Consider the following 23,326-nt stretch of genomic DNA (forward strand, 5'->3'; position numbering starts at 1 on the left):
CTGCTGCTCACTCTCGGTGCTCGGCGGCCACGGTCCAGACGGTGCGCTCCAGGGCCTGCAGGGCCAGCGCCACGTCTGCTTCGAGCACATTCTCCTCCGGATGATGGCTGATCCCATCCTCACAGCGGGTGAAGAGCATCCCGATCTCGGTGACCGCCGCCATCGCCATGGCGTCGTGCCCGGCCCGGGAGTACAGCGTCATCGGAGCCGGGTCCCCGGTCTCGGCGACTCCGACGGCGAGCGCCTGCTTCAGCGTCGGTGAGCAGCTCACCGTGGGTGCCGAGTGGATCTCTTCCACGATCAGCTCCAGCCGCCGCTGCGCGCAGAAGCTGCTCAGCGCGGCATGGATCTCATCCCAGGCGGAGTCGCGCAGCGTATCGGACTCGGCGCGCAGGTCCAGGGAGAACTCCACCTCGCCGGGCACCACGTTGACCGCTCCGGGGTGGGCCTCGAGCTGTCCGACGGTGGCGATGACCCCGCGGTCGCGGCCGATGCGCTCGACGTCGAGCACCGCCTGAGCGGCCCCGATCAGCGCGTCGCGGCGGCGTTCATAGGGTGTCCCCCCGGCGTGCCGGGCCTCACCCAGGATGTTGAGCTTGAAGCGTCGGGCTCCGGCGATCGCGCTGACCAGTCCCAGCGGCCGCCCTTCGGCTTCCAGATATGGGCCTTGTTCGATATGGGCTTCCAGGTAGCCGACCAGGTCTTCCGGTGCCCGGGCGGCGTCCTGGATCTTCTCGGGGTCCAGCCCGAAGTCCCAGAACGCCTGGGCCATGGTGATGCCCTCGGCGTCGGTGGCTTCCCACCAGGCGGGGTCCCAGGTGCCGGCCATGGCGCGGGAGCCGAGCAGGGTGGCGCCGAACCGGGTGCCCTCTTCATCTGCGAAGGCCACGATCTCCACCGCGAAGGGCAGCTGATTCGCGTGCGGTGCCAACCGGCGGGCGGTCTCGATCCCGAGCAGCACGCCCAGGATCCCGTCATAGCGCCCGGCGTCGGGCACGGTGTCCAAGTGGGAGGCGATGACCAGGGCAGGAAGCCCGGGGCGGGCACCTTCGAGGCGTCCGCACTGATTGCCGGCGGCGTCCTGCCAGACCTCGAGTCCTGCCTCGGCCATCCAACTGGCGGCCAGGGCATTGTGCCGCCGGTGCTCCTCAGTGAGGTAGGCACGCAGGATGCCCTCGGGCATCGCGGTGATCCCGGCGAGCTCGTCGCAGCGTGCCATGATCCGGGCGGCCTCGGCCTCGCGGGTCATCGGGGGCTCCCCTGGGCGGCCGCGTCCTGGTAGACCTCGGTGGCGGCGCCGACTCCTCCGCCGGGGGTCAGGTCCGCTCCGCCGGCGCGCAGCACCTGCTCCAGCGCGGCCAGGGTCAGCAGCACCGCATCCTTGCGCGCGTTGTAGCCCATGGTGCCGATGCGCCAGACCTTCCCGTGCAGCAGTCCGAAGCTGGTGCCAATCTCGATGCCGAAGTCTTCCAGCATCGCCTGCCGGGCCGCGTCGCCGTCGATCCCGTCCGGGATGTGCACCGCGACCACGTTGTTCATCTTGTGCGCGATGTCGCCGAAGACGTCCAGCCCCAGGCCCTGGACCCCGGCGAGCATCGCCGCACCGTGGAGCTCGTGACGGGCGATGGCGTCGTCGAGTCCTTCCTCGAGCAGCAGCCGGGCGCATTCTCGGGCGCCGTAGAGCATCGAGGTGGCCTCGGTGTGGTGGTTCAACCGCTGCGGACCCCAGTAGTCCAGGATCATCGCCAGGTCGAAGTAGTTCGAGGCGATCCGGCGGCCCCGGCCCTGCGTGCCGTCGGCGATGCCCTCCTCCACGTGGCGGCGCGAGCGGATGACCTGCACCGCTCGCTCGGAGAGGCTGATCGGCGCGGAGCCGGAGGGTCCGCCGAGGCATTTCTGCAGCCCGGCGGTGACCGCGTCGATCCCCCAGTCATCGGCGCGGAACTCGTTGCCGGCCAGGGAGGCGGTGACGTCGGTGTAGAAGAGCACGCCGTGGGCGCGGCAGATCGCCCCGATGTCTTGCAGCGGCTGGTTCATGGTGGTGGAGGTGTCGCCCTGGACCAGTGCCAGCAGCGTGGGCTGTTCCTCGAGGATGGCCTGTTCGATCTCCTCCGGGGTGAAGACCTGACCCCAGGCCTTCTCGCGGACGGCGACCTCGGCTCCGGCGCGCACTGCGATCTCCTTGAGCAGGTGCCCGAAGCGGCCGAAGATCGGGACCAGCACCTTGGCGCCGGGTTCGATCAGGGAGATCAGGGCGGCCTCGATGCCGGCCCGGGAGGTACCGTCCACCAACAGGGTGGCGTCATTGGTGGTCTTGAACACCCCGCGGTAGAGCTCCATGACCTCGTTCATGTATCCGGTCATCGATGGGTCGTACTGGCCCACGAGCTGGGCGGACATGGCGCGCAGCACGCGCGGATCGGCGTTGATCGGGCCCGGGCCCATCAGCAGGCGTGGCGGTGGATTGATCTGGCTGGAGCTCATGAACACCATCGTACTGAAACTATTGTTTCATCCATGAAACGAGGACGTATCCTCAGGCAACGCTGTGTTCCAGGCGCAGAACCGCGATCTCGGAGAGCTGTTCCCGGCGGACAGCGGCCTCCTCCTCAGGAGTGTTCTGCAGCCGCAGTCGGAGCTGGGTCATCATCTGCTCCGGGGTGCGTCCGGCGGCGCGGACCAGGAAGATCCGATCGAAGCGGTCCTCATAGTCCTGGTTCGCGCTGAACCACTCCTGCTGCGCGGCCTCGTCCTCGCTCAGGCTGCCCTGTTCCCGCCGGGACGCTTGGGCCTCCCGAGTCGCACCCTGGACCTTCTCTCCGATCCGGGGGTGGTGCGCCAGGGCGGCGTCGACCTCCAGATCGGTCCAGTCCCGGGCGATCTCCGCAGCGGTCTGGGTCAGCTCCTGGAGGTCTGCGTAGGGGCGCCGGGCCAGCAGCGCTGAACGCCAGGAGGGAATCGGGGCGCAGGCCTCGAGCAGCTCGGTGAGCTCCTCAGGCGGCGCGGTGTTGAACTGATCCAGCGTCATGGGCATCCTGTTCATCGTTCTTTCGGACTCGGAATACGGCGGTGGAACGCGGCGGCCTGTCTGATCAGGGCGATGTCGCTGCCGGCCGGCCCGATCAGGCAGACCCCGGTGGGCAGATCTTCTTGGGTGCGCAGCGGGACGTTGACCGCGGGCAGCCCGGCGAGTCCCGCCAGGCAGGTCAGCAGCATGGTGCCGCGGCGGTGTTCCTCGATCAGGTTCCCGCCCAGGGCCGCGTCCTTGCGCAGCGGAGCCGGGCCGGCCGCGGAGGGCACGGCGAGGATCCCGTCCCCGACCCAGCCGCGGATGACCCGGCGCGCTCCCGCGGCCAGCGCCCGGGCCTGCATCTCCTGATCCGCAGTGAGCTCACTGGCCATGCGGAACCGGGCTCCGACGTCGGAGGCCATCGCCTCCCAGTGGCCGGTGATCCATTCGCCGTGGTTCGCCCAGGCCTCGCGGAACTGGATGATCCGGAAGGCCTCGAACCAGGCGGCGTGCATCTCCGGGGAGACACCGTCGAGCTCTTCGCGCGGGGCACCTGCGCCCTCCTGGGCCCGGAGCGCTCCGCGCACCGCCTCGGTGATCTCCGGCTGCACCTGGTCGAACAGACTCGGGATGACTTTCAGGACAGGCTCGGAGGCAAGCTTCGGCTCCTCCGCCGGCGAAGTGCCCGCCGCGCCTGCAGCATCGGTGGCCGCTTCTGTCGCCGCACCAGCAGCGCCGGTCGCCGTGCCACCCTGGGCGCCCGTCGCTGGGTCAGCCGTGGTGAGCAGCACCTGCGCGACGGCGGCGAGGGTGTCCGCGTCTCGGGTCATCCAGCCCACCGTGTCGAAGCTCTGCGCCAGTGGCATCAGTCCGTCGCGGGAGACGGCGCCGTGGGTGCTGCGCAGACCCCAGAGTCCCTGGTAGGAGGCGGGCACCCGGATGGAGCCACCGGTGTCGGTGCCCAGCCCGATGCTCGCCTGGCCCAGGGACACTGCGGCCGCGGATCCGGAGCTGGACCCGCCACTGATCCGCTCCGGTGCCGCCGGATTCGGCGGCGTCCCGTAGTGCTGATTGGTGCCCGCAAGGGAGAGCGCGAACTCATCGGTCTGCGCGAGCCCGGTCAGCGACGCCCCGGCGTCGAGCAGCTGGGTCACCGCCCAGGCGGTCCTGGTCTGCGTGGGTGTGCCGTCGAGCCAGGCAGGGTTGCCGGCCCCGATCCGCTGCCCGGCCACCGCATAGAGGTCCTTCACCGCCAGGGTGTGCCCGTCCAGGCCTCCACCCCGGGTCGCGGGCAGCAGCGGGGAGCCGCTGTCACCGCCCACCCGCCAGACCGTGGCGTCCACCCGGTCATCCGTCGATCCGGCCGGATGCGCGGTGATGGGCGGCGCAGGGTGGGGAGACACAGGGTGGGCAGGCGCAGGTGCATCACGCCCAGCTCCTGCTTGGCTCGGCTTCGGCGCTCTCACAGCCCCGCGAAGTCCTTGATGGAGACCTTCGCATGGACGCCCTTGACGATGTCGACCACCTGGGAGATGTTGAAGTCGGTGGCCGCGGAGAGGTAGGCGTAGGCATGCTCGGCGTCGAGCCCCCAGCGCGCCTGGAGCAGCACGATCGCGTTGCGCACACAGTGGCGCACCGCGATGTCCAGGTCCTCATCCATCCCGGTGGGGATCAGATGGTCGCGGGTCTCCGCGATCGGCCCGATCTGTGCACCGAAGTCCTTCAGCGCCTGGTCCCGGGGGACGACGTCGAAGCGCAGGTGTCCGCGCAGCGAGGCTTCCATGGCGGTGAGTGCGACCTCGCCGTCGCCCTGTGCGAAGTGCGGGTCCCCTACGAAGGCCAGCGCGCCGGGCACCTGGACCGGGAGGTAGAGCGAGGTCCCCTCGGTGAGCACCTTGATGTCGATGTTCCCACCGTGGGCGCCGGGGGGCACCGAATGCGGCCGGACCTCGCCGGCCACCGCCACCCCGATGGCGCCGAAGAACGGTGCCAGGTCGAAGCTGAGCTGTCGCGGGGCGCCTGCTTTCGGGGACATCCATCCGCGGGGCACACCCTCGCTGTCGTGCTTCACTGCGGCGAAGATCGACACGTTGGCCTCCCCGCGCGGGTACTCGCCGTTCAGCGCGCCCTTGCCGTGCCTGTTCGAGATGATCCCGTAGGGCACCCGGCGCTGCAGTGTCTCGATGGTGACTTTCAGCAGGTCCCCCGGCATGGCCCCCTCCACGTGGATCGGACCGGTGTTCACATGTGGTCCGTCCACGCTGGGGTCCCGGGCGTGATCGCTGGCGGCCAGCTCGATCGCGTCGGTGAGCACCTGCTCGGCAGGGACGCCGTGACCGGCGAAGTAGCGGGCCGGGTCCCGTCCCTGGTCCTCCAGGATGCCTTCATGGGAGAGCGTGTCGATGACGACCTGCTCCCCGGGCCGGATGTGCAGCACCGGAGCGTCGGTGGCGCAGGGCAGCCGGCCCCAGAAGATGTTCTCTGCAGAGGCAGGGAGGTACCGCGCCCCTTCGGGCAGGTGCTCACCGGGCTGCAGGATGCGTTCGGGACTGGACTCCCCGCGGGAAGCCGCGTGGGACGGCAGGTCAGATGGCAGGCTCATGGATCACTCTCCTCGTCCCGATCCAGTCTGCCCCACCAGGTGTTACAGCAGAATGACACGCCTGGAACCGACGTTTCAGGCACCGCTGATGCAGCGGATCCGCTGTGCCACGGGCCCAGAGGTTTCACGCACGTCGCGGGCTCAGCGGCCGCACGACCCCCACGACTGGACCGCCTCAGAGCCGGAGCGGCGTGCGGGTTCCCAGCTGCAGGGTCTCGCGCATGGCGTCGCCGAGCTGTTCGGCGCTGGTGAGGAAGCCGTCGTGACCGATCGGCGAGTCGATCATGTGCACCTGATGCTCCCCGGGGATCGCGTCGGCGATCTCCTGGGACTGGGCTGGGAAGTAGAGCCGATCCGTGGTCACGGCCGCCAGGAACGGCACGGCGGTGACCCCGGCCAGCGCCTGGTCCACTCCCCCGCGACCGCGGCCGACGTCGTGGCTCATCAGTGCCTCGGCGAGGACGATGTAGGCGTTGGGGTCGAAGCGTTTGAGCAGCTTCTCGGCCTGATGATCCAGGTAGGACTCCACCTGGTAGCGTCCGCGACGCCGCTGGGACCAGCCGAAGGGGTCTTCGGCGCCCTGCGCGGAGCGGCCGAAGCGGACCGCGAGCTCGTATTCTGCGCGGTAGGTGATGTGCGCGATCCGGCGGGCCAGTCCAAGCCCGGCCTGCGGGGCCGGGCCGCCGTAGTAGTCTCCGCCGGCGAAGTGCGGGTCGTTCTCCACGGCCAGCACCTGGGCCTGGCCGAAGGCGATCTGTTCTGCGGTGGAGGCTGCTCCGCAGGCGAACACGGCGACGCTCTCGACCATGTCCGGGTAGGTCACAGCCCATTCCAGGGCCCGGGCACCTCCCATGGATCCGCCAATCACCGTGTGGAACTTCTCGATGCCCAGGGCCTGAGCCAGCCGGGCTTCGAGGTGCACGGAATCGCGAATGGTCACGAAGGGGAATCGGGAGCCATAGGGCTTCCCCTCGGGATCCAGGGAGGCGGGTCCGGTGGAGCCGTAGCAGCCGCCGACCATGGCTGGCGCGATGACGAACCAGCGCTCAGTGTCGATCGGGCGGCCGGGGCCGAGCAGTCCCTCCCACCATCCGGTGGAGGGGTCGGCCGCGGTGGCGGCGACGTGGGAGTCGCCGGTGAGGGCATGGGCGACCAGGATGGCGTTGCTGCCGTCCTGGTTCAACGTGCCCCAGGTCTCATAGGCGAGGGTGACTTCAGGCAGCTGCCCGCCGGCTTCGAAGGTGTACGCGCCGACCGCTGCGGTCTTCAGCGCACCGGCAGGCCTGTCCCCAAAGTCATTCAGCACCTGATCACCCTAACCTCAGACCGCAGCCGCGGTTTCTTGCTTCGTCACATTCTCAGCGGTGACCTCAGAGGCCCCGTCGGGGGCAGTCTCCGAGGCCGCTGCTGCCACGGCATGAGCGGCCTTCTCAAAGCCCTGGGCCAGGTCGGCGAGGATGTCGTCGATGTGCTCCAGACCCACCGAGAGCCGGATCAGACCCGGCGTCACCCCGGCGGCGCGCTGCTCGGCGGCGCTGAGCTGGCTGTGCGTGGTGGAGGCCGGGTGGATCACCAGGGAGCGGACGTCTCCGACGTTGGCCACCAGCGAGTGCAGCTCGAGTGCGTCCACGAAGGCCTGGCCGGCCCGGGCCTGCGCCTCGTCGTCGTCGGCGGCCCCACCGGCGAGTTCGAAGGAGAGCACCGCCCCGGAGCCGCGCGGCAGGTACTTCTTGGCGCGTTCGAAGCAGGGGCTCGACGGCAGCCCGGAGTAGAAGACCCGGTGCACGTCCTGGCGGGCCTCGAGGTACTCGGCAACCTGCTGCGCGTTCTCCACGTGGCGCTCCACCCGCAGCGAGAGCGTCTCCAGGCCCAGGTTGATCTCGAAGGCGTTGTGCGGGGACAGCGCCGGACCGAAGTCGCGCAGCAGCTGGACCCGGGCCTTGAGGATGAAGGAGAGGTTGACTCCGAAGATCCCCTCGGGCCCGAGGTCCCGGCCGAAGACCAGCCCGTGGTAGCTCTCATCCGGGGTGGAGAAGCCGGGGTAGCGATCCGGGTGGGCGAAGTAGTCGAAGCGTCCGGAGTCCACGATCACCCCGGCGATGGCGGTGCCGTGTCCGCCGAGGAACTTGGTGGCCGAGTGCACGACGACGTCGGCGCCGAAGTCGAACGGGCGGATCAGGTACGGCGTGGTCAGGGTGGAGTCGATGATCAGCGGTGCCCCGAACTCGTGGGCCACCGAGGCGACGCCTTCGATGTCGAGCACGTCTCCGCGCGGGTTCGCCACCGCCTCGCCGAAGAAGGCCACCGTGTTCTCCCGGGTGGCGGCCCGCCAGGACTCCAGATCATCGGGGTCCTCCACGAAGGAGACCTCGATGCCGAACTTGGGCAGGGTGTGCTTGAACAGGTTCTGCGTGCCGCCGTAGAGCGTGGGCGAGGCGACGATGTGGCTGCCGGCGTGGGCGATGTTCAGCAGCGCCAGTGAGGTGGCGGCCTGCCCGGAGCCCACGGCGAGCGCCCCGACCCCGCCTTCCAGGGCGGCGATCTTGTCCTCCACCGCCTGGACGGTGGGGTTGCCGATCCGAGAGTAGATCGGGGCGATCTCTTCGAGCCCGAAGCGCCGCGCCGCGGCGGCGGTGTCGGGGAACACGAAGGAGGTGGTCTGCTGGATCGGCAGCGCCCGTGCACCGGTGACCGGGTCCGGGGCTGTGCCGGCGTGGATCTGCTGGGTCTCGAACTGCCAGGTGTTCTCGTGGCTCAAGGGATTCTCCGTTCAATGCGGCCCCGGAACGGGACCGAATCTGAACCTCGCTGCCGGCGAGCGTGTCTCCGGCGTCGAATCCTGTACGGCCCTGTCCTGAGGACTGGGTTGAAGGGCCCGCACTGGTGTGTGGCCCGCGCTTGCCACGGCCAGTCGATGAACCTTGTCGAAGACTGCCGCAGCCAGGTCGTCACCCGGGGCACCCCACCGCGAACTGGAGGGTTGCCGGCCAGCAAACCGGGGTTTTGCGCTGGCACTCTTGACCTAGGGATAAGTCTGCATCGCGGAATGCTCGCGTGCAAGTGCAGGCCGCGCCGAAGGGTCGCAGTTCGTCATCCTGCGACCGGGCGGGCGGGTGACATCACGGCGGGAGGAAGCATGGCCGGGCCGACCATCTACGCGGTCCCCGAGGAATGCGACGATGAGGTCCCTCGGTGGCTCGTCACGCCGTCCACCCCGGTTCCGGGAGATCCCACAGGTGGAGACCGAGGTACTGGATCGAGGGCTCGTCCACGGCAAACGAGAAACTGCGTCAAAAGTTTCCGATCGTCCGGATCACTCGGGTAGGCTGAGCTGGTAGCTCAAGCAGCGGGCTCTTGGATCAATTTTCAAGGGGTGGCTTCTTGCAGCACTTCTCTCTTCTCGACACCGCTGAACAGTCCGCCTCCGGCGCTTCTTGGCTCACCGTCCTCAGCGAGCCACTTGCCCCCGAGCTTCCCTGGAGCCCGGCGTGATGCAGGTGCTAGAGCTCATGTCCGTTGCTCCGCGGAGTGTCTGGGTGACCCAGTCTCTGCCCGACGCCGTCAGCCTGTTCGATCACCAGAACCCAGCGGTAGTCGTCGTCGATCTGCGCGAGAAACCAGTGGGCGTGATCACCAAGGCAGCGATTTCCCACGAGGCCGCGAGGAACCCCGGCCGGTGGACACGCACGAGGTGTGCGCACCTGATGGACCCCCTCACGTGCCGGCTGCGCGCAGAGGACTCACTCGAGGAAGCACTCGCCCACTACCGCGGCTGCGGACCGCGACCACTCTTGGTCTTCGACGGAGACGCCCTCATCGGCGTGCTCTACCCGGAGTACGTCCTCGCCGCGACCCCCGCATCTGACAGGCCCCCACCTCCTGCCGGGATTCCAGGCACCGACTCCTCGACCGAAACGCTCTGACTCCGGCCACCGCACGCAGACTCCAACCGGTGTTCTGTCCTGGCTCCCGATGCTCTGACGTGAGTGCCTGACGCAGCCCCACCCGTAGACCCGCCGCCTCCGGAGCAGCTCTCCGCAGCCCCCCCCCCGCGACCCGACCGGGTCTAGCCCCATCAAACCTTGCACAGGTTGCCTGGGCTGGCCCCGCGACCCCAGTTACAGACATCTTCCGAAGGAGAAACCAGCATCATGGCGAACCTCGCAGACCTGATGACCCCAGACGTGCCCCGCCTCAGCACGCATTGCACGCTGGAAGACGCCACCCAGGCCTTTGCCCAGTCCCCCCTCGACGTGCTGCCGCTCTGCGACCCAGACGGCACACTGCTCGGGGTGGTGACCCAACAGGACATCTCTCGAGCGTTCCGCTCCCTCGGAGAACTCGCGAATTCCTTGCGAGCCCAGCACCTCATGAACCCTGAAGCACCGAGCATCAGTGTCCAAGACTCGGTGGAGAAGGCGATGGCCCAGATGGCGATCCATCAGACCCAGCACCTTCCCGTCCTCGACGGGTCCACTGTCTGCGGAATGCTGTCCAGCGCACAGATCGGTCAGGCCGACACCCGAGTCAATATCGATGAGCTCATCGACTATGTGAAGCTCCCGACGGACCCCACCCAGGCGCCATCTTCCTAGGCAGCCTCCTCCGCGGACACCCTCGGTTCAGCGGCAGAGGCTATGTCTCGAGGTCTCACACAGGACGGTCGTGCGGACAGGCAACCCTTCGCTAGCGCCTTTGGGGTTGGCCGATTTCCGGGTCTCCTCGACGCTGTCCTGGTCTCTAGTGAAGGTGCGAACGGTCTGCTTCTTCATCGTCGAAATAGCGACGCGCCTCTTCGATCCGTGGCATGTGCCGTGCCGCCCATTCCAACAGCACGTCTACCGGTGGCCTCAACGTCTTCCCAAGGGCAGTGATTCGGTACTCCACCGCGACCGGTTGTGTGTCCAGGACCTCCCGGGTGACGATTCCGTTTCGCTCCAATCGACGCAGAGTTGCAGTCAGCGACTTCTGCGTGACCGCCGGGATCGCGCGCCGGAGCTCACTGAATCTGGCGGGCCGTTCACAGAGTTCGTTCAAGACCTCCAGAGACCACTTATCTAGGACTTGATCGAGCAACGCCCTGTGCGGAGCGCTGATCTCAAAGGGGTCAGCGTGAGCAGTGGCGGTATCGTCCATGACACCAAGTCTCGTTGAAGGTACCTGCAAGAACCAAGTATCAAAGGTATACCGACTATTTCTACGAGTGAGGAGACCGCTATGACAGTGCAGCTCTCATCCCCAGACTCTCTTATGCCAGCGCCCTATCAACATGTCGCTGTAGCGACCGGAACGCGGCACGTGCACGTTGCTGGCCAGATCGCGCGGGACTCTGACGGTGAACCCCTGGCCCCAGGGGATCTTCAGGGGCAGGTCGGCCACGCTTTGCGTAACGCGCACGCTGGGTTACAAAGCGTCGGCGCAGGCTTCGAGGACGTGGTTCGACTGGCCTTCTACGTCACGGCGTGGGCCCCGGAGAAGATCGAGGCCTTCATGTCTGGAGTTCACTCCGTGGCCGAAGAGCTAGGGCTGCCCATGCCGATGCCGCCAGCATCCCTGATCGGGGTGGACTACCTCTTCGAACCAGACGTCCTGGTAGAAGTGGAAGCGACAGCAGTCATCGATTGAGTCTGCCGGGAGTCATCGTCCGCACGGCATGCCACCAGCCCTGGGGAGTGCCCGCTAGCCGTCCGGCCACCGGACACTCCTGGCCCCCGGACCAGTCCCAAACCCTTCCCACCTGATGTCAACAATGATTGACTCTTCGGAAAGTACGACGACACGCGATGGGCCCCGTTCTCAAACCACTCCAATGTCGGTGGACCCCGCGCTCGTTGTTGACCTTCGCCACCTGGAGAATCACAACGCAACCGCGTCGAGCAGCTCATGCCTTGTCGCCACTGGTCTACCCCTAGGGGGCTGAGAAAGTGGTTCCTGTCCCGGACTTTCCGGGCCCCTCTTCGACTGACCCAGGTGAATCGCGCCGCTTGGGGGCCGCTCGACGTCGACACTTTCTGGAGGACCACCGAGGGCTGCTGGGCCTGCTCCAGGCGAGCCAGCTCGTGACCGGAGACCTTGACCTCGAGCAGGTTCTCCACCATCTCGCCGAGTCTGCTCGCACGCTGGTAGATGCAGAATTCGCGGCCCTCGGGGTCGTCGATGACGACGGCGCCCTGAAACGGTTCATCCACGTCGGGATGTCTCCAGAGCTCGTCAGGCGCATGGGCCCCCCTCCTCGAGGACGTGGACTCCTTGGAGCCGTCCTCACCGGAGAAGAGACCATCAGAATCACAGATCTGACCGAGGATCCTCGGTCGGTGGGCGCACCCCTGAATCATCCCTCGATGCGGGCATTCCTCGGTGTGCCCATCAAGATCCGCGGCAGCACCTATGGCGCCCTCTACCTCACCAATCCCTCCGAGACTGCATTCACCGCCAACGATGAGGCCCTGGTCGAAGCGCTGGCTGCCACCGCGGCAACCGCGATCAACAATGCGAGCCTCTACGAACAATCACGCCAGGCGCAAGAACTCAGTGAAGTGCTGAGCAATCTCGCGGCGAGCCTGCTCGAGGCTGAACACGACGAGGTGTTCAGCCTGCTCACCCAGAGCGTCGCCTCCCTCACCGGAGCGCAGCTGGTCAGCGTGGTGATCTCCGAGGCCGTGGGTGGCGAGCTTCACGTGGACACCGCCCATGGTCAAGGCGCCGCGCAGGTGGAAGGCACCTCGATTCCGTGGATGGACTGCGTGATCTCTCGTGCCATGGAGGGTGAGCCCGGCATGACCCCAGAAGGAGAGCACGAACCGGTTCCCTTCGCCGATGAGATCCCCAGCGCCTCCATGATCGCCGTACCGCTGGTCGTCGCAGGAGATCGCGTCGCAGCACTCTGCGCTGCTCGATCCGCCCTGGAGTCGCCTTTCACACCGGGTGACCTCGAGCTGCTCTCTGAGTTCGCCGCACAGGCCGGTCTTGCCGTGGCGCTGGCCTGGGCCCGGGCCGACAGGCAACGCCTGGAGGTCGTGGAGGAACGGGCTCGGATCGCCCGGGACCTCCATGACAATGTCATCCAGAGACTCTTCGGCACCGGGCTGGGTCTGGAGGCACTGGCCTCGACCTATCCGCACCTGGCCACCAGCATCGACACCCACGTGGCCGAGATCGACGCGGCGATCGCTGACATTCGCACCGCGATCTTCACACTCCAGACCCGGCCTCCGGAACAGAACATCAGGCACCGGCTTCTGGAGGTCGTCTCAGAACTCTCTCCCAGACTTTCCATCATTCCTCGGCTTACTTTCACCGGACCCGTCGACCTGATCCTGAAAGGCGCACTCGCCGATGACGCCGTCGCGGTGCTCCGGGAGTCCCTGAGCAACGTCGCCCGGCACGCTCGCGCCGAGACCGTCTCCGTGGAAATCACCGCCTCTGAAGCCCAGATCACCATCACGGTGGACGACGACGGCGTCGGGCTGCCCTCCCGCTCGACCCGGCGCAGCGGCACCAAGAACCTCAGCGCCCGCGCGCAGGCCTGGGGCGGAGACTTCACACTCTCCCCCCGCAGCACCGGAGGAACCCGCGCGCTCTGGCAGGCCCCGGTCAACTCCCGCTGCACCCATGATGCATAACCCTTCTCAGGAGTGCTCGTGCAGGGCAGGGCACTCACCGGCAAGCCTCACCACGATCGACAGCTGCTCGCGATCCATTGACGAGTCGCTTTGCAATATCAAGATTGGGGTCTTCCCAGAACACAAACGTATAGGCGGCAAAAAGACCAACACCGATTGACGCCCAATCGCACGAGCAATGTGGCGCTGGCCGCTGCTCATTGAACGCTAGACTCTAGTGGCGTAGCTCACTCAATGTAGTCGGATCAGATCTATTTTTTTGTGTTTTCTCCGAGCAGCACTGACGCATGGGCGTTACGAACCGAAAATGACAATGCATCCCGCCACGGGCCGATGAGTCGAGTCCTTCGATCAGTGAAACCCTGAATCATTGATTCGTTGCGTCCTGGTGTTGGGTGCACCACCAGATAGAGAGGGTCCAAAACGATGAGAGCTGATGGAACCCCCATCAAGGACATGACGCTGAAGACCACGGGGCTCCTTGGAATCACCCTGCTGGCACTCACGGCGTGTGGCGACGACGAAGCGACGAGCGAGTCGGCGCCCGCCGCGGAGCAGACGGATGAGGCCGGGGAAACTCAGGATGACGCGACGAGTGAGCCCGCTGAGACCGAGGAAGGAGCAGCCGTTGAGGAAGACGACGCTCCTGAAGAGGCCCCGGCGATTGCAGAGATCCACGAGGACATCTGGGAGTCGTCCCTGAACCAGGATTCAGTGTCCGTGAGCGCTGACGTGCTCCTCAGCGCCATTGGGGAAGGTGCTGAGACGCTCGGCGAAGGCACCGACGGTGAATCGGGCGAGGATGAGGTCATCCAGGTAGAGCTCTCCGGTGACATGGAGGGTGATGGCTACACCTACACCATTGCTGACGGTCTGATCGATCTCCTCGTCTTCAGCGATATGGCTCTCCAGAGCACCGATTCTGTGGTCGCAGAATACGAATCCCTCCAGGAAGAAGGACAGGGGGCATCCCCAGAAGAACTGCGGGAGGCCGTGGAGGCAGAAGGCGACTGGGTCGACATCACCAGCCTGGCTCCACAGTTCGAGACTCCCCGTGAGTTCATCGAGAATCTCCGCGCCGGCATGATGGCTTCCTCCGACGGGGAGGACCTCTCCGACTGGGACGCCACGGGTGAGTCAGATACCCGTGACGGTGAGGATGTCTGGGTCTACAGCGATGAAGGCGGCGAGGAATCACTCGAGATCGTTGTGCGTGCTGACTCTGAGGAACCGGTCTTGATGGAGATCCGGGGCGACAACGCGGGCCAGGAGACGTCGGTGACCTTCACCAGCTGGAACGAAGCCGACGCACCTGACCGCCCTGCAGATGACACGATCATCGGCGAGGAAGAGTTCCAAGGAATCACCAGTTCCATGTTCTAGGGGCCGACTCGACGTCGAAGCATCCTGCCGGGCTGCAAGCGAAGGCGTTCCACCCTCGGGCACGGCCTGCCTCGGACCTGAATGACCAGGTCTCGGGCGGGCCGCGCCTTAGGCGCGCAGCCTCACCAGGGGACACCCCTGACCTAGACTCATCTGGCATGAGCACCTCTGACGATGACGTCCTGGAAGCACTGCGCAGCACCTTCAGCCCGCACACCCTGACCACCGACCCCGCCGAGCTTGACGCCTACGCGGTGGACAAGGGGCCGCTGGAGCATTGGCAGGTGCACGTACCGCGCGCCGTCGTCTTCGCGGAGTCCGTCGAGGATGTGCAGACCCTGGTGCGGCTCTCGGCAGAACATCGGTTCCCGCTGGTCACCCGCGGGGCCGGGACCTCGGTCTCCGGCGGGGCCAACACCACCGAAGGATCCGTGGTGCTGAGCCTGACCCGGATGAACCAGATCCTCACGATGCGACCAGAGGACGAGGTCGCCGTGGTGGAACCGGGCGTGATCAACGCCGATCTGAACGCCGCAGCCGCCGAGCATGGGCTGATGTACGCCCCTGACCCTGCCAGCTACCGCATCTCCACCATCGGCGGCAACGTCGCCACCAACGCCGGCGGGCTGCGCTGCGCCAAATACGGGGTCACCCGGGATTCCGTGCTCGCCCTGGACGTGGTTCTGGCCGACGGCACGCTGATCCACACCGGACAGGCCACCTTCAAAGGCGTCGCCGGTTACGACCTGACCAGTCTGTTCGTCGGCTCCGAGGGAACCCTGGGCATCGTCGTGGGGGTCACCGTGCGGCTGCGCCACCTGAGCCGGCACACCGAGACCATCGCAGCGTTCTTCGACGAGCTGACCACCGCCGCCCAGGGGGTGCTGGAGATCGGCAAGGCCCGGGTGCAGCCGGCGATCACCGAACTGCTGGACCGCAACACCATGCTCGCCCTGGATCAGGCGCAGGGCTCTGACCTTGCCGGGCGCGGGAACACGCTGCTGCTGATCCAGACCGACGGGCACGGCGCGGCCATCGAGGCGGAGATCATCCGCGAGGTGCTGCGCGGGCTCGGAGCCACGGTGAGCGACCCTGGCTCCGCAGAGTCCGAACGGCTGATCGAGCTGCGCCGGCACGCCCGAGGCGACGGGATCGCCACCGAGGTGCGGGTGGGCGAGGACGTGGCGGTCCCGCGCTCGAAGCTGGTGGACTACATCCGCGCCATCGAGGACCTCGCCGAGGAGCACCAGGTCCAGCTCAAGGTGGTCGCCCACGCCGGGGACGGCAACCTGCACCCCACCTTCAGCGTGCCCAGCTCCGAGCTGAGCCCCGCGTCCGGTCCAGAGACATCCCCCGACGACGGCGCGGGCTCCCCTGCTCTGCCCGAGGCCGCCCCCGTGACCCTTGACGCCGCCGAGGGCGATCTGCCGGCCTCAGCGATGTCCCGGCTGCATGCAGCCCTGGACGGCTCAGTCCGGCTCGCGCTTGAGATGGGCGGAACCATCACCGGGGAGCACGGGATCGGGACGTATAAGCTGCGCTGGTTGGACTGGGAGCAGTCCGCGGAGGTCATCGCGCTGCAGCGCCGGATCAAGGACGTCTTCGACCCGGAATACCGGCTCAACCCCGGGCGGGCGATCCTGTGATCCGGTCCCGGCCGCTGGCTCTCGCGCCTGGGCTGGTGGAATCCTCCGGTCCGGCCAGCACCGCCCGCGCCGCCGCGTCGGCGTCCGCCAGGGAGCGCGCCGAGGCCGCCAGGTTCCCGCCGGCCTCGGCCGCGATCGCGGTCCCCCATTGGACCGAGCTCAGCTGCAGGCCCAGCACGTAGATCTCTTCCGGCGCAGCCCGGTCCACCGGGATCAGCCGGTGCGGCAGGGTGGTCACGTCGAAGCCCTTGCCGGCACGCGGCGCGCCGGAAGCGTCGACGAGCTCCCGCGGCCGGGCCAGGCCGCTGCGCAGCAGACCCGCGACCAGCGGAGACCGAGAGAGCTGGACCCGATTGGCCGGCATCATCGCCTCCAGCAGCCAGCGCGCCTGATACGCCGGGGCGGCGACGGCCGGGGACTCAGCGGTGTAGCAGCCAGCCTCCCGGTCCACATAGAAGATCGGCTCCGGGCCGAGGAACTCCACGATCCCGGCCCGGGTCAGCGCGGCGAGCTCCTCGATCCGTTGCAGCGGCGGACCGCTGGCCAGGCCCTCCACCAAGGATTCGAACCAGCCCTCGATCTCGCTGATCTGGCTGGACTGGGAGACCCGGCCCTGGCTGATCAGCGCCTTGACCTCCATCCGGGCCAGGTGCAGGGCGCCGATCGCCATCTTCACCGGGCTGTGCACCCCCGCCGCGGAGGTGGCGGCGTCGTCTTCGAGGTAGGTGCTCATATGCTGCTGGTACTGCTGCGCAGATTCGAAGGTCAGCCCGCCGAAGGGCCTGCCCAGGGAGCGGATGTCGAACCAGAGCACGTCGGGGGCGAGCTCGCGCAGCAGCCGCTGGCCGCGGGTCTGCAGCACCGCCTCACCCAGGTGGGTGTCCGCGAGCAGCTCATCCAGCGCCGCGCTGAAGCCGGCCTGGAAGAGCTCCGGTTCCAGCTCCACCAGCGTCCGGTAGTAGGTGCGCAGCACATCGCGCTGGATCAGCGGCCACAGGTGTGCGGAGAAGTCCAGCACATCGTGGCGCCGCTCGGCATCGGCCACCGCGGCACGGGGTCAGGTGATGCAGGCGGATGCCCACCGGCGCGAAGCCCGGGGACTCGGTGAGCGCAGTGGACTTCGCCCGGTAGGGGGTGCCCCGCCGGGAGCCGGCCACCAGGTGTGGCTCGTCACCGGTGGCGAGGTACTCCAGGCGTTGCCCGGCGGGCCGGTCGGGGTGTTCGTGGAACACTCCCCCACGGCCCACGCTGGCCTGGATCATCAGGTCGAAGAAGTTCAGGCCCATCCCCCGGACCAGGACGTTCTCCCCCGCGGGCAGTGAGTAGTAGTCCACCTCGGTCGGGATCGCAGGGGGTTGGTAGTGCAGTCCGAGCTGGCCGGCGACCTCGGTGAAGTGCTCCCCGGACTCGTTCAGCCCGGCTGGGATATGGCCCAGCGCCAGCACCACCTGGTCTGCGCGCAGCCGATCCTCCGGGGCCGGACCCGCGCCGCCGTCGTCGTGGTTGTCGTGGTTGCCTGTGTACTTGTCCTTGCCCAGGGTGAGTTCATAGCCGGACTCGGCGCGGCGCAGCCCGGTGACCTCAGCGCGCAGGTGCTCCACGCGGATCCCGGGCTGGCGCGCCAGCGCGGCGCTGACCTCAGTGTGCAGCCAGCTCAGGTACTGCCCGTAGGCCGCGCGCGTGGGGTAGTCGGTGTCGGTGTCCCCGTGGTCGATCCCCAGGACCACCGGCGGTTCGAAGCTGTCGGCGCGCACCGAGGTGGCGGTCTCCTCAGCCTCGTGTTCGTGCCGCCACTCCGCGAAGGAGCGCGAGACCGACGACGCCGGCAGCTGCTCCCGGGTGGCACCTGCCGGGGCCGCCGTGGGGAAGCTGGCGGGGGTGTTCATCAGATACAGCGGGGACTGCTGCGGGTTCCAGACCCGACCGGGCCCGTGCGGTGCCGGGTCGATCACCAGGATGCGCAGCCGGGGCGCCCGATCGCCGTCTACACCGTGCTCCACCGCCGCCAACAGGCGCTCCAGGAAGGAGGTGCCGCGGGGTCCGGCGCCGATCACCGCAACGGTGCGCTCCTGGGTCTGCTGGGGCATGGGCGGGCTGTTCTCCTGATGAACTCTTGAAGCGGGCACTCTCCGACCAGGGTACTGGGAGCACGCGCTTTGTCAGTTTCCTCGCCGAACCGCTAGTCTAGACGGGCGCATGAATCGGTTCGCCGAAATCGTGGGCACAGGAGGCGTGCCAGAGCGGCCGAATGGGCTTCACTGCTAATGAAGTGTCCGCCTCAAAGCGGACCGGGGGTTCAAATCCCCCCGCCTCCGCCATATGTGAAGCAGAACCCCCGTTGGGAGAGATCCTGCCGGGGGTTCTGCTGTATCTATGACCCGGCGCCGGCCGGTGAATCCAGGTCGGGTGGGGGGCTGATGCCTGGGGCGATCTAGTCCTGGGCGATGTCCAGCACGATCCGCACCGGATCCTGAAGCTGCTGGACCCGGTAGTCGCGCTCCTGGTCCAGGCTGACCAGCAGCTGGGACTCCCCGCCGAGCAGCTCACCGGGTTGAATATCACGGACCATCGCCGCATCGGTCTGCGGGGTCCAGGACTCGGTCCAGGCCGCGGCCTCCGCCTCGGGCCCGCCGGTGGTGCCGAGGACATCGATCAGCAGCATCGCCTCGGCCGCGTCATCGCGGACCTCGGAGAAGTTCTCCCCCTGGGTGCCGGGGTCGATGTACTTGGCCTGATGCGCCAGGTCGGTCTCCAGCGCGTATTCGAACACGATCCGCTCATAGCCTTCGTGTGAACCAAGCCGGACCTCGCTGAGCACCTGGATCGTGTTGTGGCCGACATCGAGCTGATAGTCCTCGAAGTTCTCGCTGGCCTGGGGCTGGGTGCTGAAGCCGCTGAGGTCGACCGTTTCGGAGCCCTCCGCATCGCTTGCGAAGTCCTCCTCCGGGGAAGCCGTCTCGGACTCATCAGCGTCGGCGTCCCCGCTCGGCTCGGCGGAGTCCGACTCCTCAGCCGGGTCGCTGGCCTCCTCGGTGTCACTGGCCTCGGCTGACTCATCGGCCTCGGTCGGCTCGGTGGACTCCGTCGGGTCCTCGGCGGGTGCCGGGCTCTGCTGCGTCGGTTCATCCTGTGGCAGCTCATCCTCGGAGGATCCACAGCTGCTCAGCGCAAGCGCTGCGGCAATCGCTGCGGTGGAAAGCAGTGCGTCTCTGGGGCTCATCATCCGGCGCTCATCTCAGGGGGTCGGGGTGGTTGCTCACTGGCATCTCGACTTCTGACCTGCACTAATCACCGTATCCTGCGCGAGATCGTTAGGCTCGGGACATGACTTCCTCCGCTGCCCCACTGCCCGCCGACTCCCCCGCTCCACGTGCCGTGTTAGTGGGCTGCGGCGACGTCGGCACCCGGATCGGGAACCGGCTGCTGGACCGAGGCTTCACCGTCACCGGGTGGCGGCGCAGCCCGGAGCGTCTCCCGGATGCCTTCGACGGCGCGGCCATGGACCTCGCCGAGAACTCCAGCATCCCGACCCCACCAGCGGACACCACGGCGGTGGTGTTCTCCCCCGCCGCCGGAACCCGGGACCCAGAACGCTATGAGCAGGTCTACCTGCGCGGGCTCGAGCGAGTGCTGGACCGGATCACCCAGGCCGGCCTCGCCGCGTCCGTGCAGGTGCTCCTGGTCTCCTCCACCTCGGTCCTGGGCGATGCCTCCGGCAGGCTGGATGAGTCCGCCCCGCTGACACCCGCCAGTCCCACCGGGGAGATCCTGGCCCGCACCGAGGCGCTGCTGCAGGACTGGCGGGCCGCAGGGACTGCTGGCTCGGCCCGCTCCCGCAGTGGAATCCTCCGGCTCTCCGGGATCTACGGACCGGGACGCGACCGGCTGATCCGGCAGCTGCGCTCCGGGTCGGTGGGTGAGGCCGCGGGTCAGGACGATCATGATGCCTGGAGGATCTCCAACCGGATCCATTCCGAGGACGCCGCGAGCGCCGCCGTCGAACTGCTGACCTCCTCGGCGCCACCGGAGCTGGTGCTCGGGGTGGACAAGCTTCCGGTGCCCCTGGGCGTGGTGCACAACTGGATGGCCGATCAGCTGGCCCTTCCCCGGCCGTGGAGCGATCCGCGGCTCGATCCCCAGGTGCTGGATTCGATGCCGCTGAATTCACCGGTCCGTCAGCACCCGGACTCCCCGTCAGGCGTGGCGCTCACTGATTCCGGCCTCTCTGGCGCAGACCTGTTCGCCTCGGATCTGCTAGGCGCGGGCCACGGCAAGGCACTGGACGGGTCCCTGCTGCACCGCCTGCTCGGCGAGCTGCTGCACCCGGACCTCCGTTCGGGGTACTCCGCGGCACTACGCGAATAGACGAGCCCTTGATCGGGGCGCTGTCCGCCGACGTCTGGGCCAGCAGCTGGACGGCTCCCGCCTGTGCTTGACATCACATCGACTCCGGTGTTTGAGTTGACTTACTGACCATTCGGTCTGGAAATGCGATGAGGAGCATCGATGACGGAGTCCACCCAGCTCGCCCCCGAGGTCCTGAACTCGAGCACCGCAGCCTCGGGCAGCGCGACCCAGCCGCGGCATCGGATGTTGGAGAACGATCGAGCGTCGCAGGCCCTGGGCATCGTGGTCCTGCAGGCTGACCCCGGTCACGCCCGGATCAGCATGGTGATCCGCGAGGACATGACCAACGGCTTCGACATCGCCCACGGCGGGATGCTCTTCGCGCTGGCCGACACCTGCTTCGCCATGGCGTGCAACCACCCGTACCTCGATGAGGGCACCATCACGGTGGCCTCCGGGGTGGACATCAACTTCTTGAAGCCTGCCCTGCTCGGCGAGACGGTCACCGCTGAGGCGACCGAGGTGGCGAGCACCGGCCGCAGCGGCGTCTATGACGTCAAGATCACCCGCGGAGACGACCTCCTCGGCGTCTTCCGTGGCCGCTCGCGCACCATCGCCTCCCCCGGAAAGAAGTGACCATGAGCCTGTTGAACACCGAAGCCGCCTCGATCCCCGCCACCGAGCCCGCAGCGCCCGACACCGAAGAGCTGATGAGCCGCGAGGAGATCGAAGCTCTCCAGCTCACCCGGCTGCAGCAGACCCTGCGCCACGCCTATGACAACGTCGCGGCCTACCGGGAGCTCTACGATGCCCACGGCGTCGGCCCCGAGGACCTGCAGACCCTGGAGGACCTGGCAAAGTTCCCGTTCACCGACAAGGAATTCCTGCGCGCGGCCTATCCATTCAAGGCCTTCGCGGTGCCGATGGACCAGGTCCGCCGGGTCCACGCCTCCTCAGGCACCACCGGTCGTCCCACCGTGGTGGGCTACACCGATGCGGACATCGAGAACTGGGCGACCCTGCTTGCTCGCTGTCTGCGCTACTCTGGGGTCCGCCCGGGAGATCTGGTGCACAACGCCTATGGCTACGGCCTGTTCACCGGGGGCCTGGGCGCCCACTACGGGATCGAGAAGCTCAAGGCCACGGTGATCCCGATGTCCGGTGGTCAGAGCGAGAAGCAGGTCCAGCTCATCCAGGACTTCAAGCCTCGGGTCATCCTGTGCACCCCCACCTATCTGCTCGCGCTGGCCGATGCCTTCCGTGCCGCCGGCGTGGACCCGCGGGAGACCTCACTGGAGGTCGCCGTGCTCGGCGCCGAGCCGTGGACCGACAAGATGCGCCATGAGATCGAGCAGACCTTCGCGTTGAAGGCCTGCGACATCTATGGCCTCTCCGAGGTGATGGGCCCCGGGGTGGCCGGTGAATCTGTGCAGCGCCAGGACGGTTCGACGATCTGGGAGGACCACTTCCGTCCCGAGATCATCGACCCGATCACCGAGGAGGTGCTGCGCACCGGAGAACACGGCGAGCTGGTCTTCACCACGCTGACCAAGCAGGCGCTGCCGATCATCCGCTACCGCACCCATGACCTCACCCGGCTGCTGCCAGGCTCCGAACGTCCCGGGCACCGCCGGATGGGACGGATCACCGGGCGCAGCGATGACATGATCATCCTGCGCGGGGTCAACCTGTTCCCCTCCCAGATCGAGGAGATCGCCCTGGAGATCAAGGAGCTCTCCCCGCACTTCCAGCTGCGCCTGGCCCGGCCGGGCAAGATGGATGAGATGACCGTGCACATCGAACGCCGCTCAGAGACCTCCGCCGCAGACGCTGAGGCAGCCGGAGCGGAGCTTGCGCGGCAGATCAAGGTGAAGGTCGGGTCCAGCTGCAAGATCAGCGTAGAGGAGCCAGGCTCGCTGGCGCGCTCCTCGGGCAAGCTGCGCCGGATCTATGATCAGCGGCCGCGCTAGTCCCGCGGCTAGTGTGGAGTCATGACCACCACTTCGACGACGGCGTCCGCCTCCCGCCGGGGCCGCCCCGGCTATGACCGCGAGGGGCTCATCACCGTCTGTGTCGAGACCTTCAACCGCCACGGCTACGAGGCGACCTCCATGGGGGCGCTCTCCCGCGAGCTGGGCATCTCGAAGTCCGCGATCTATCACCATGTCAGCTCCAAGGAAGAGATCCTGGACATCGCGCTGAACCGCTCGCTGGCCGAGCTGGAGCGGGTGGTCACCGAGGCTGAAGCACTGGACGCCCCCGCTCTGGCTGAGCTGGAGATGATCCTCAGTGAATCGGTGAAGGTGCTGACCACCTCGTTGCCCTATGTGACGCTGCTGCTGCGGCTGCGCGGGAACTCCGAGATGGAACTCAAGGCGCTGCAGCGGCGCCGTGAGATCACGCTGCGCATCGCGGAGCTGATCCGGCAGGCCCAGCAGGACGGTGACCTGCGCCAGGACATCGACGCACGCACCGCCTCCCGTCTGGCCATGGGCACGATCAACTCGATCGTGGACTGGTACCGCCCGGTCGGCGGAGCCCCCGACGCAGCCCTGGCCGAGACCGTGAAACAGATGATCCTGGGCGGACTGCGAGCCACCGAGCAGGGCTGAAACTTCGACACAATAGGTGCCTTCTTCAACTGCCTGCATCCGCGCCGCGACGGGCCTGACGGTCCACACACCCCTGCACCGCGCCCAAATCTCGCGGGTCACAG

At 67.5% G+C, this 23,326-nt stretch carries 20 protein-coding genes, 1 tRNA gene and 1 riboswitch; of the genes, 11 read left to right on the forward strand and 10 right to left on the reverse strand.

The features are described 5' to 3' along the window. Positions 1–7: 7 nt before the first annotated feature. From HNR24_RS07525 to HNR24_RS07555, 7 genes are all read right to left on the reverse strand, one after another. Positions 8–1,249 (reverse strand): allantoate amidohydrolase, encoded by a 1,242-nt coding sequence (locus HNR24_RS07525; RefSeq protein WP_182495466.1) that lies wholly within the window; start codon positions 1,247–1,249, stop codon positions 8–10. Continuing rightward, positions 1,246–2,484 carry a (S)-ureidoglycine--glyoxylate transaminase gene (gene pucG / locus HNR24_RS07530; RefSeq protein ID WP_182495467.1) on the reverse strand — a complete coding sequence of 413 codons (1,239 nt, stop codon included), beginning with the start codon at positions 2,482–2,484 and terminating at the stop codon, positions 1,246–1,248. Before pucG ends, HNR24_RS07525 begins: the two co-directional genes overlap by 4 nt. 52 nt (positions 2,485–2,536) lie before the next feature. Beyond that, the gene (uraD, locus tag HNR24_RS07535) at positions 2,537–3,028 is read right to left on the reverse strand and encodes a 2-oxo-4-hydroxy-4-carboxy-5-ureidoimidazoline decarboxylase (protein ID WP_182495468.1); all 492 of its coding nucleotides are present in this window, start codon (positions 3,026–3,028) and stop codon (positions 2,537–2,539) included. Between the two features lie 11 nt (positions 3,029–3,039). Beyond that, a complete protein-coding gene (locus HNR24_RS07540; RefSeq protein WP_310735405.1) occupies positions 3,040–4,353 on the reverse strand; it encodes an amidase family protein in 1,314 nt (437 codons plus the stop codon). Between the two features lie 119 nt (positions 4,354–4,472). Continuing rightward, positions 4,473–5,612 carry an acetamidase/formamidase family protein gene (locus HNR24_RS07545; protein ID WP_083504749.1) on the reverse strand — a complete coding sequence of 380 codons (1,140 nt, stop codon included), beginning with the start codon at positions 5,610–5,612 and terminating at the stop codon, positions 4,473–4,475. Positions 5,613–5,787: 175 nt separating this feature from the next. Beyond that, entirely contained in the window at positions 5,788–6,918 is a 1,131-nt protein-coding gene (gene metX / locus HNR24_RS07550) for a homoserine O-acetyltransferase MetX (protein WP_058888342.1), read from the reverse strand. Positions 6,919–6,933: 15 nt separating this feature from the next. Beyond that, a complete protein-coding gene (locus HNR24_RS07555; RefSeq protein ID WP_182495470.1) occupies positions 6,934–8,370 on the reverse strand; it encodes an O-acetylhomoserine aminocarboxypropyltransferase/cysteine synthase family protein in 1,437 nt (478 codons plus the stop codon). A 131-nt stretch (positions 8,371–8,501) separates the two neighbouring features. Continuing rightward, positions 8,502–8,635: riboswitch (SAM riboswitch) on the reverse strand. Positions 8,636–9,121: 486 nt separating this feature from the next. On the opposite strand from HNR24_RS07555, the gene HNR24_RS14425 reads away from it, so the two are divergent. Continuing rightward, on the forward strand, positions 9,122–9,535 hold the full coding sequence (locus HNR24_RS14425) for a CBS domain-containing protein (protein ID WP_269745513.1): 414 nt from the start codon (positions 9,122–9,124) through the stop codon (positions 9,533–9,535). A gap of 228 nt (positions 9,536–9,763) precedes the next feature. After that, on the forward strand, positions 9,764–10,207 hold the full coding sequence (locus HNR24_RS07565; protein ID WP_058888339.1) for a CBS domain-containing protein: 444 nt from the start codon (positions 9,764–9,766) through the stop codon (positions 10,205–10,207). Between the two features lie 145 nt (positions 10,208–10,352). Here the strand turns inward: HNR24_RS07565 and HNR24_RS07570 are convergent, their stop codons facing one another. After that, positions 10,353–10,748, reverse strand: a complete 396-nt coding sequence (locus HNR24_RS07570; RefSeq protein WP_182495472.1) for a winged helix-turn-helix transcriptional regulator — start codon at positions 10,746–10,748, stop codon at positions 10,353–10,355. Positions 10,749–10,862: 114 nt separating this feature from the next. Here HNR24_RS07570 and HNR24_RS07575 point away from each other — a divergent pair, with 114 nt between their 5' ends. The 4 genes from HNR24_RS07575 to HNR24_RS07590 all read left to right on the forward strand — a co-directional run bounded on the left by HNR24_RS07575 (position 10,863) and on the right by HNR24_RS07590 (position 16,263). After that, complete coding sequence (locus HNR24_RS07575; RefSeq protein WP_259392576.1) at positions 10,863–11,237, forward strand: Rid family hydrolase; 375 nt, start codon at positions 10,863–10,865, stop codon at positions 11,235–11,237. Positions 11,238–11,596: 359 nt separating this feature from the next. Then, the gene (locus tag HNR24_RS07580; RefSeq protein WP_182495474.1) at positions 11,597–13,234 is read left to right on the forward strand and encodes a sensor histidine kinase; all 1,638 of its coding nucleotides are present in this window, start codon (positions 11,597–11,599) and stop codon (positions 13,232–13,234) included. A 456-nt stretch (positions 13,235–13,690) separates the two neighbouring features. Continuing rightward, positions 13,691–14,617, forward strand: a complete 927-nt coding sequence (locus HNR24_RS07585) for a hypothetical protein (RefSeq protein ID WP_182495475.1) — start codon at positions 13,691–13,693, stop codon at positions 14,615–14,617. Positions 14,618–14,775: 158 nt separating this feature from the next. Continuing rightward, positions 14,776–16,263: an FAD-binding oxidoreductase gene (locus HNR24_RS07590; protein WP_182495476.1), complete on the forward strand. Its 1,488-nt coding sequence runs from the start codon at positions 14,776–14,778 to the stop codon at positions 16,261–16,263. A gap of 893 nt (positions 16,264–17,156) precedes the next feature. On the opposite strand, the gene HNR24_RS07595 is transcribed toward HNR24_RS07590, so the two are convergent. Beyond that, positions 17,157–18,350, reverse strand: a complete 1,194-nt coding sequence (locus tag HNR24_RS07595) for an FAD/NAD(P)-binding protein (protein ID WP_182495477.1) — start codon at positions 18,348–18,350, stop codon at positions 17,157–17,159. 139 nt (positions 18,351–18,489) lie between these two features. Here HNR24_RS07595 and HNR24_RS07600 point away from each other — a divergent pair. Further along, positions 18,490–18,581 (forward strand) — tRNA-Ser (locus HNR24_RS07600). Between the two features lie 113 nt (positions 18,582–18,694). Here the strand turns inward: HNR24_RS07600 and HNR24_RS07605 are convergent. After that, the gene (locus HNR24_RS07605; RefSeq protein ID WP_182495478.1) at positions 18,695–19,486 is read right to left on the reverse strand and encodes an AMIN-like domain-containing (lipo)protein; all 792 of its coding nucleotides are present in this window, start codon (positions 19,484–19,486) and stop codon (positions 18,695–18,697) included. Positions 19,487–19,587: 101 nt separating this feature from the next. Between HNR24_RS07605 and HNR24_RS07610 the strand changes: the two genes are divergently transcribed. From HNR24_RS07610 to HNR24_RS07625, 4 genes are all read left to right on the forward strand, one after another. Next, positions 19,588–20,628 (forward strand): NAD-dependent epimerase/dehydratase family protein, encoded by a 1,041-nt coding sequence (locus tag HNR24_RS07610; RefSeq protein WP_182495479.1) that lies wholly within the window; start codon positions 19,588–19,590, stop codon positions 20,626–20,628. A gap of 141 nt (positions 20,629–20,769) precedes the next feature. Next, positions 20,770–21,246, forward strand: coding sequence for a hydroxyphenylacetyl-CoA thioesterase PaaI (gene paaI / locus HNR24_RS07615; RefSeq protein ID WP_182495480.1), 477 nt, complete (start codon positions 20,770–20,772; stop codon positions 21,244–21,246). Between the two features lie 2 nt (positions 21,247–21,248). Then, positions 21,249–22,580 carry an AMP-binding protein gene (locus tag HNR24_RS07620; protein ID WP_058888330.1) on the forward strand — a complete coding sequence of 444 codons (1,332 nt, stop codon included), beginning with the start codon at positions 21,249–21,251 and terminating at the stop codon, positions 22,578–22,580. A gap of 21 nt (positions 22,581–22,601) precedes the next feature. Next, the gene (locus HNR24_RS07625; RefSeq protein WP_058888329.1) at positions 22,602–23,222 is read left to right on the forward strand and encodes a TetR/AcrR family transcriptional regulator; all 621 of its coding nucleotides are present in this window, start codon (positions 22,602–22,604) and stop codon (positions 23,220–23,222) included. Positions 23,223–23,326 lie beyond the last annotated feature (104 nt).

The sequence above is a fragment of the Nesterenkonia sandarakina genome (assembly GCF_014138825.1).
Taxonomy (GTDB): domain Bacteria; phylum Actinomycetota; class Actinomycetes; order Actinomycetales; family Micrococcaceae; genus Nesterenkonia; species Nesterenkonia sandarakina.

What these genes read in the sequence shown, in the direction of transcription:
- pucG (WP_182495467.1), bottom strand. Translation starts at nt 2,484, where the DNA reads ATGAGCTCCAGCCAGATCAATCCACCGCCACGCCTGCTGATGGGCCCG.
- HNR24_RS07620 (WP_058888330.1), top strand. Translation starts at nt 21,249, where the DNA reads ATGAGCCTGTTGAACACCGAAGCCGCCTCGATCCCCGCCACCGAGCCC.
- uraD (WP_182495468.1), bottom strand. Translation starts at nt 3,028, where the DNA reads ATGACGCTGGATCAGTTCAACACCGCGCCGCCTGAGGAGCTCACCGAG.
- HNR24_RS07610 (WP_182495479.1), top strand. Translation starts at nt 19,588, where the DNA reads ATGACTTCCTCCGCTGCCCCACTGCCCGCCGACTCCCCCGCTCCACGT.
- HNR24_RS07565 (WP_058888339.1), top strand. Translation starts at nt 9,764, where the DNA reads ATGGCGAACCTCGCAGACCTGATGACCCCAGACGTGCCCCGCCTCAGC.
- HNR24_RS07590 (WP_182495476.1), top strand. Translation starts at nt 14,776, where the DNA reads ATGAGCACCTCTGACGATGACGTCCTGGAAGCACTGCGCAGCACCTTC.
- HNR24_RS07585 (WP_182495475.1), top strand. Translation starts at nt 13,691, where the DNA reads ATGACGCTGAAGACCACGGGGCTCCTTGGAATCACCCTGCTGGCACTC.
- paaI (WP_182495480.1), top strand. Translation starts at nt 20,770, where the DNA reads ATGACGGAGTCCACCCAGCTCGCCCCCGAGGTCCTGAACTCGAGCACC.
- HNR24_RS07570 (WP_182495472.1), bottom strand. Translation starts at nt 10,748, where the DNA reads ATGGACGATACCGCCACTGCTCACGCTGACCCCTTTGAGATCAGCGCT.
- HNR24_RS07575 (WP_259392576.1), top strand. Translation starts at nt 10,863, where the DNA reads ATGCCAGCGCCCTATCAACATGTCGCTGTAGCGACCGGAACGCGGCAC.
- HNR24_RS14425 (WP_269745513.1), top strand. Translation starts at nt 9,122, where the DNA reads ATGTCCGTTGCTCCGCGGAGTGTCTGGGTGACCCAGTCTCTGCCCGAC.
- HNR24_RS07625 (WP_058888329.1), top strand. Translation starts at nt 22,602, where the DNA reads ATGACCACCACTTCGACGACGGCGTCCGCCTCCCGCCGGGGCCGCCCC.
- HNR24_RS07545 (WP_083504749.1), bottom strand. Translation starts at nt 5,612, where the DNA reads ATGAGCCTGCCATCTGACCTGCCGTCCCACGCGGCTTCCCGCGGGGAG.
- HNR24_RS07525 (WP_182495466.1), bottom strand. Translation starts at nt 1,249, where the DNA reads ATGACCCGCGAGGCCGAGGCCGCCCGGATCATGGCACGCTGCGACGAG.
- HNR24_RS07595 (WP_182495477.1), bottom strand. Translation starts at nt 18,350, where the DNA reads ATGCCCCAGCAGACCCAGGAGCGCACCGTTGCGGTGATCGGCGCCGGA.
- HNR24_RS07605 (WP_182495478.1), bottom strand. Translation starts at nt 19,486, where the DNA reads ATGATGAGCCCCAGAGACGCACTGCTTTCCACCGCAGCGATTGCCGCA.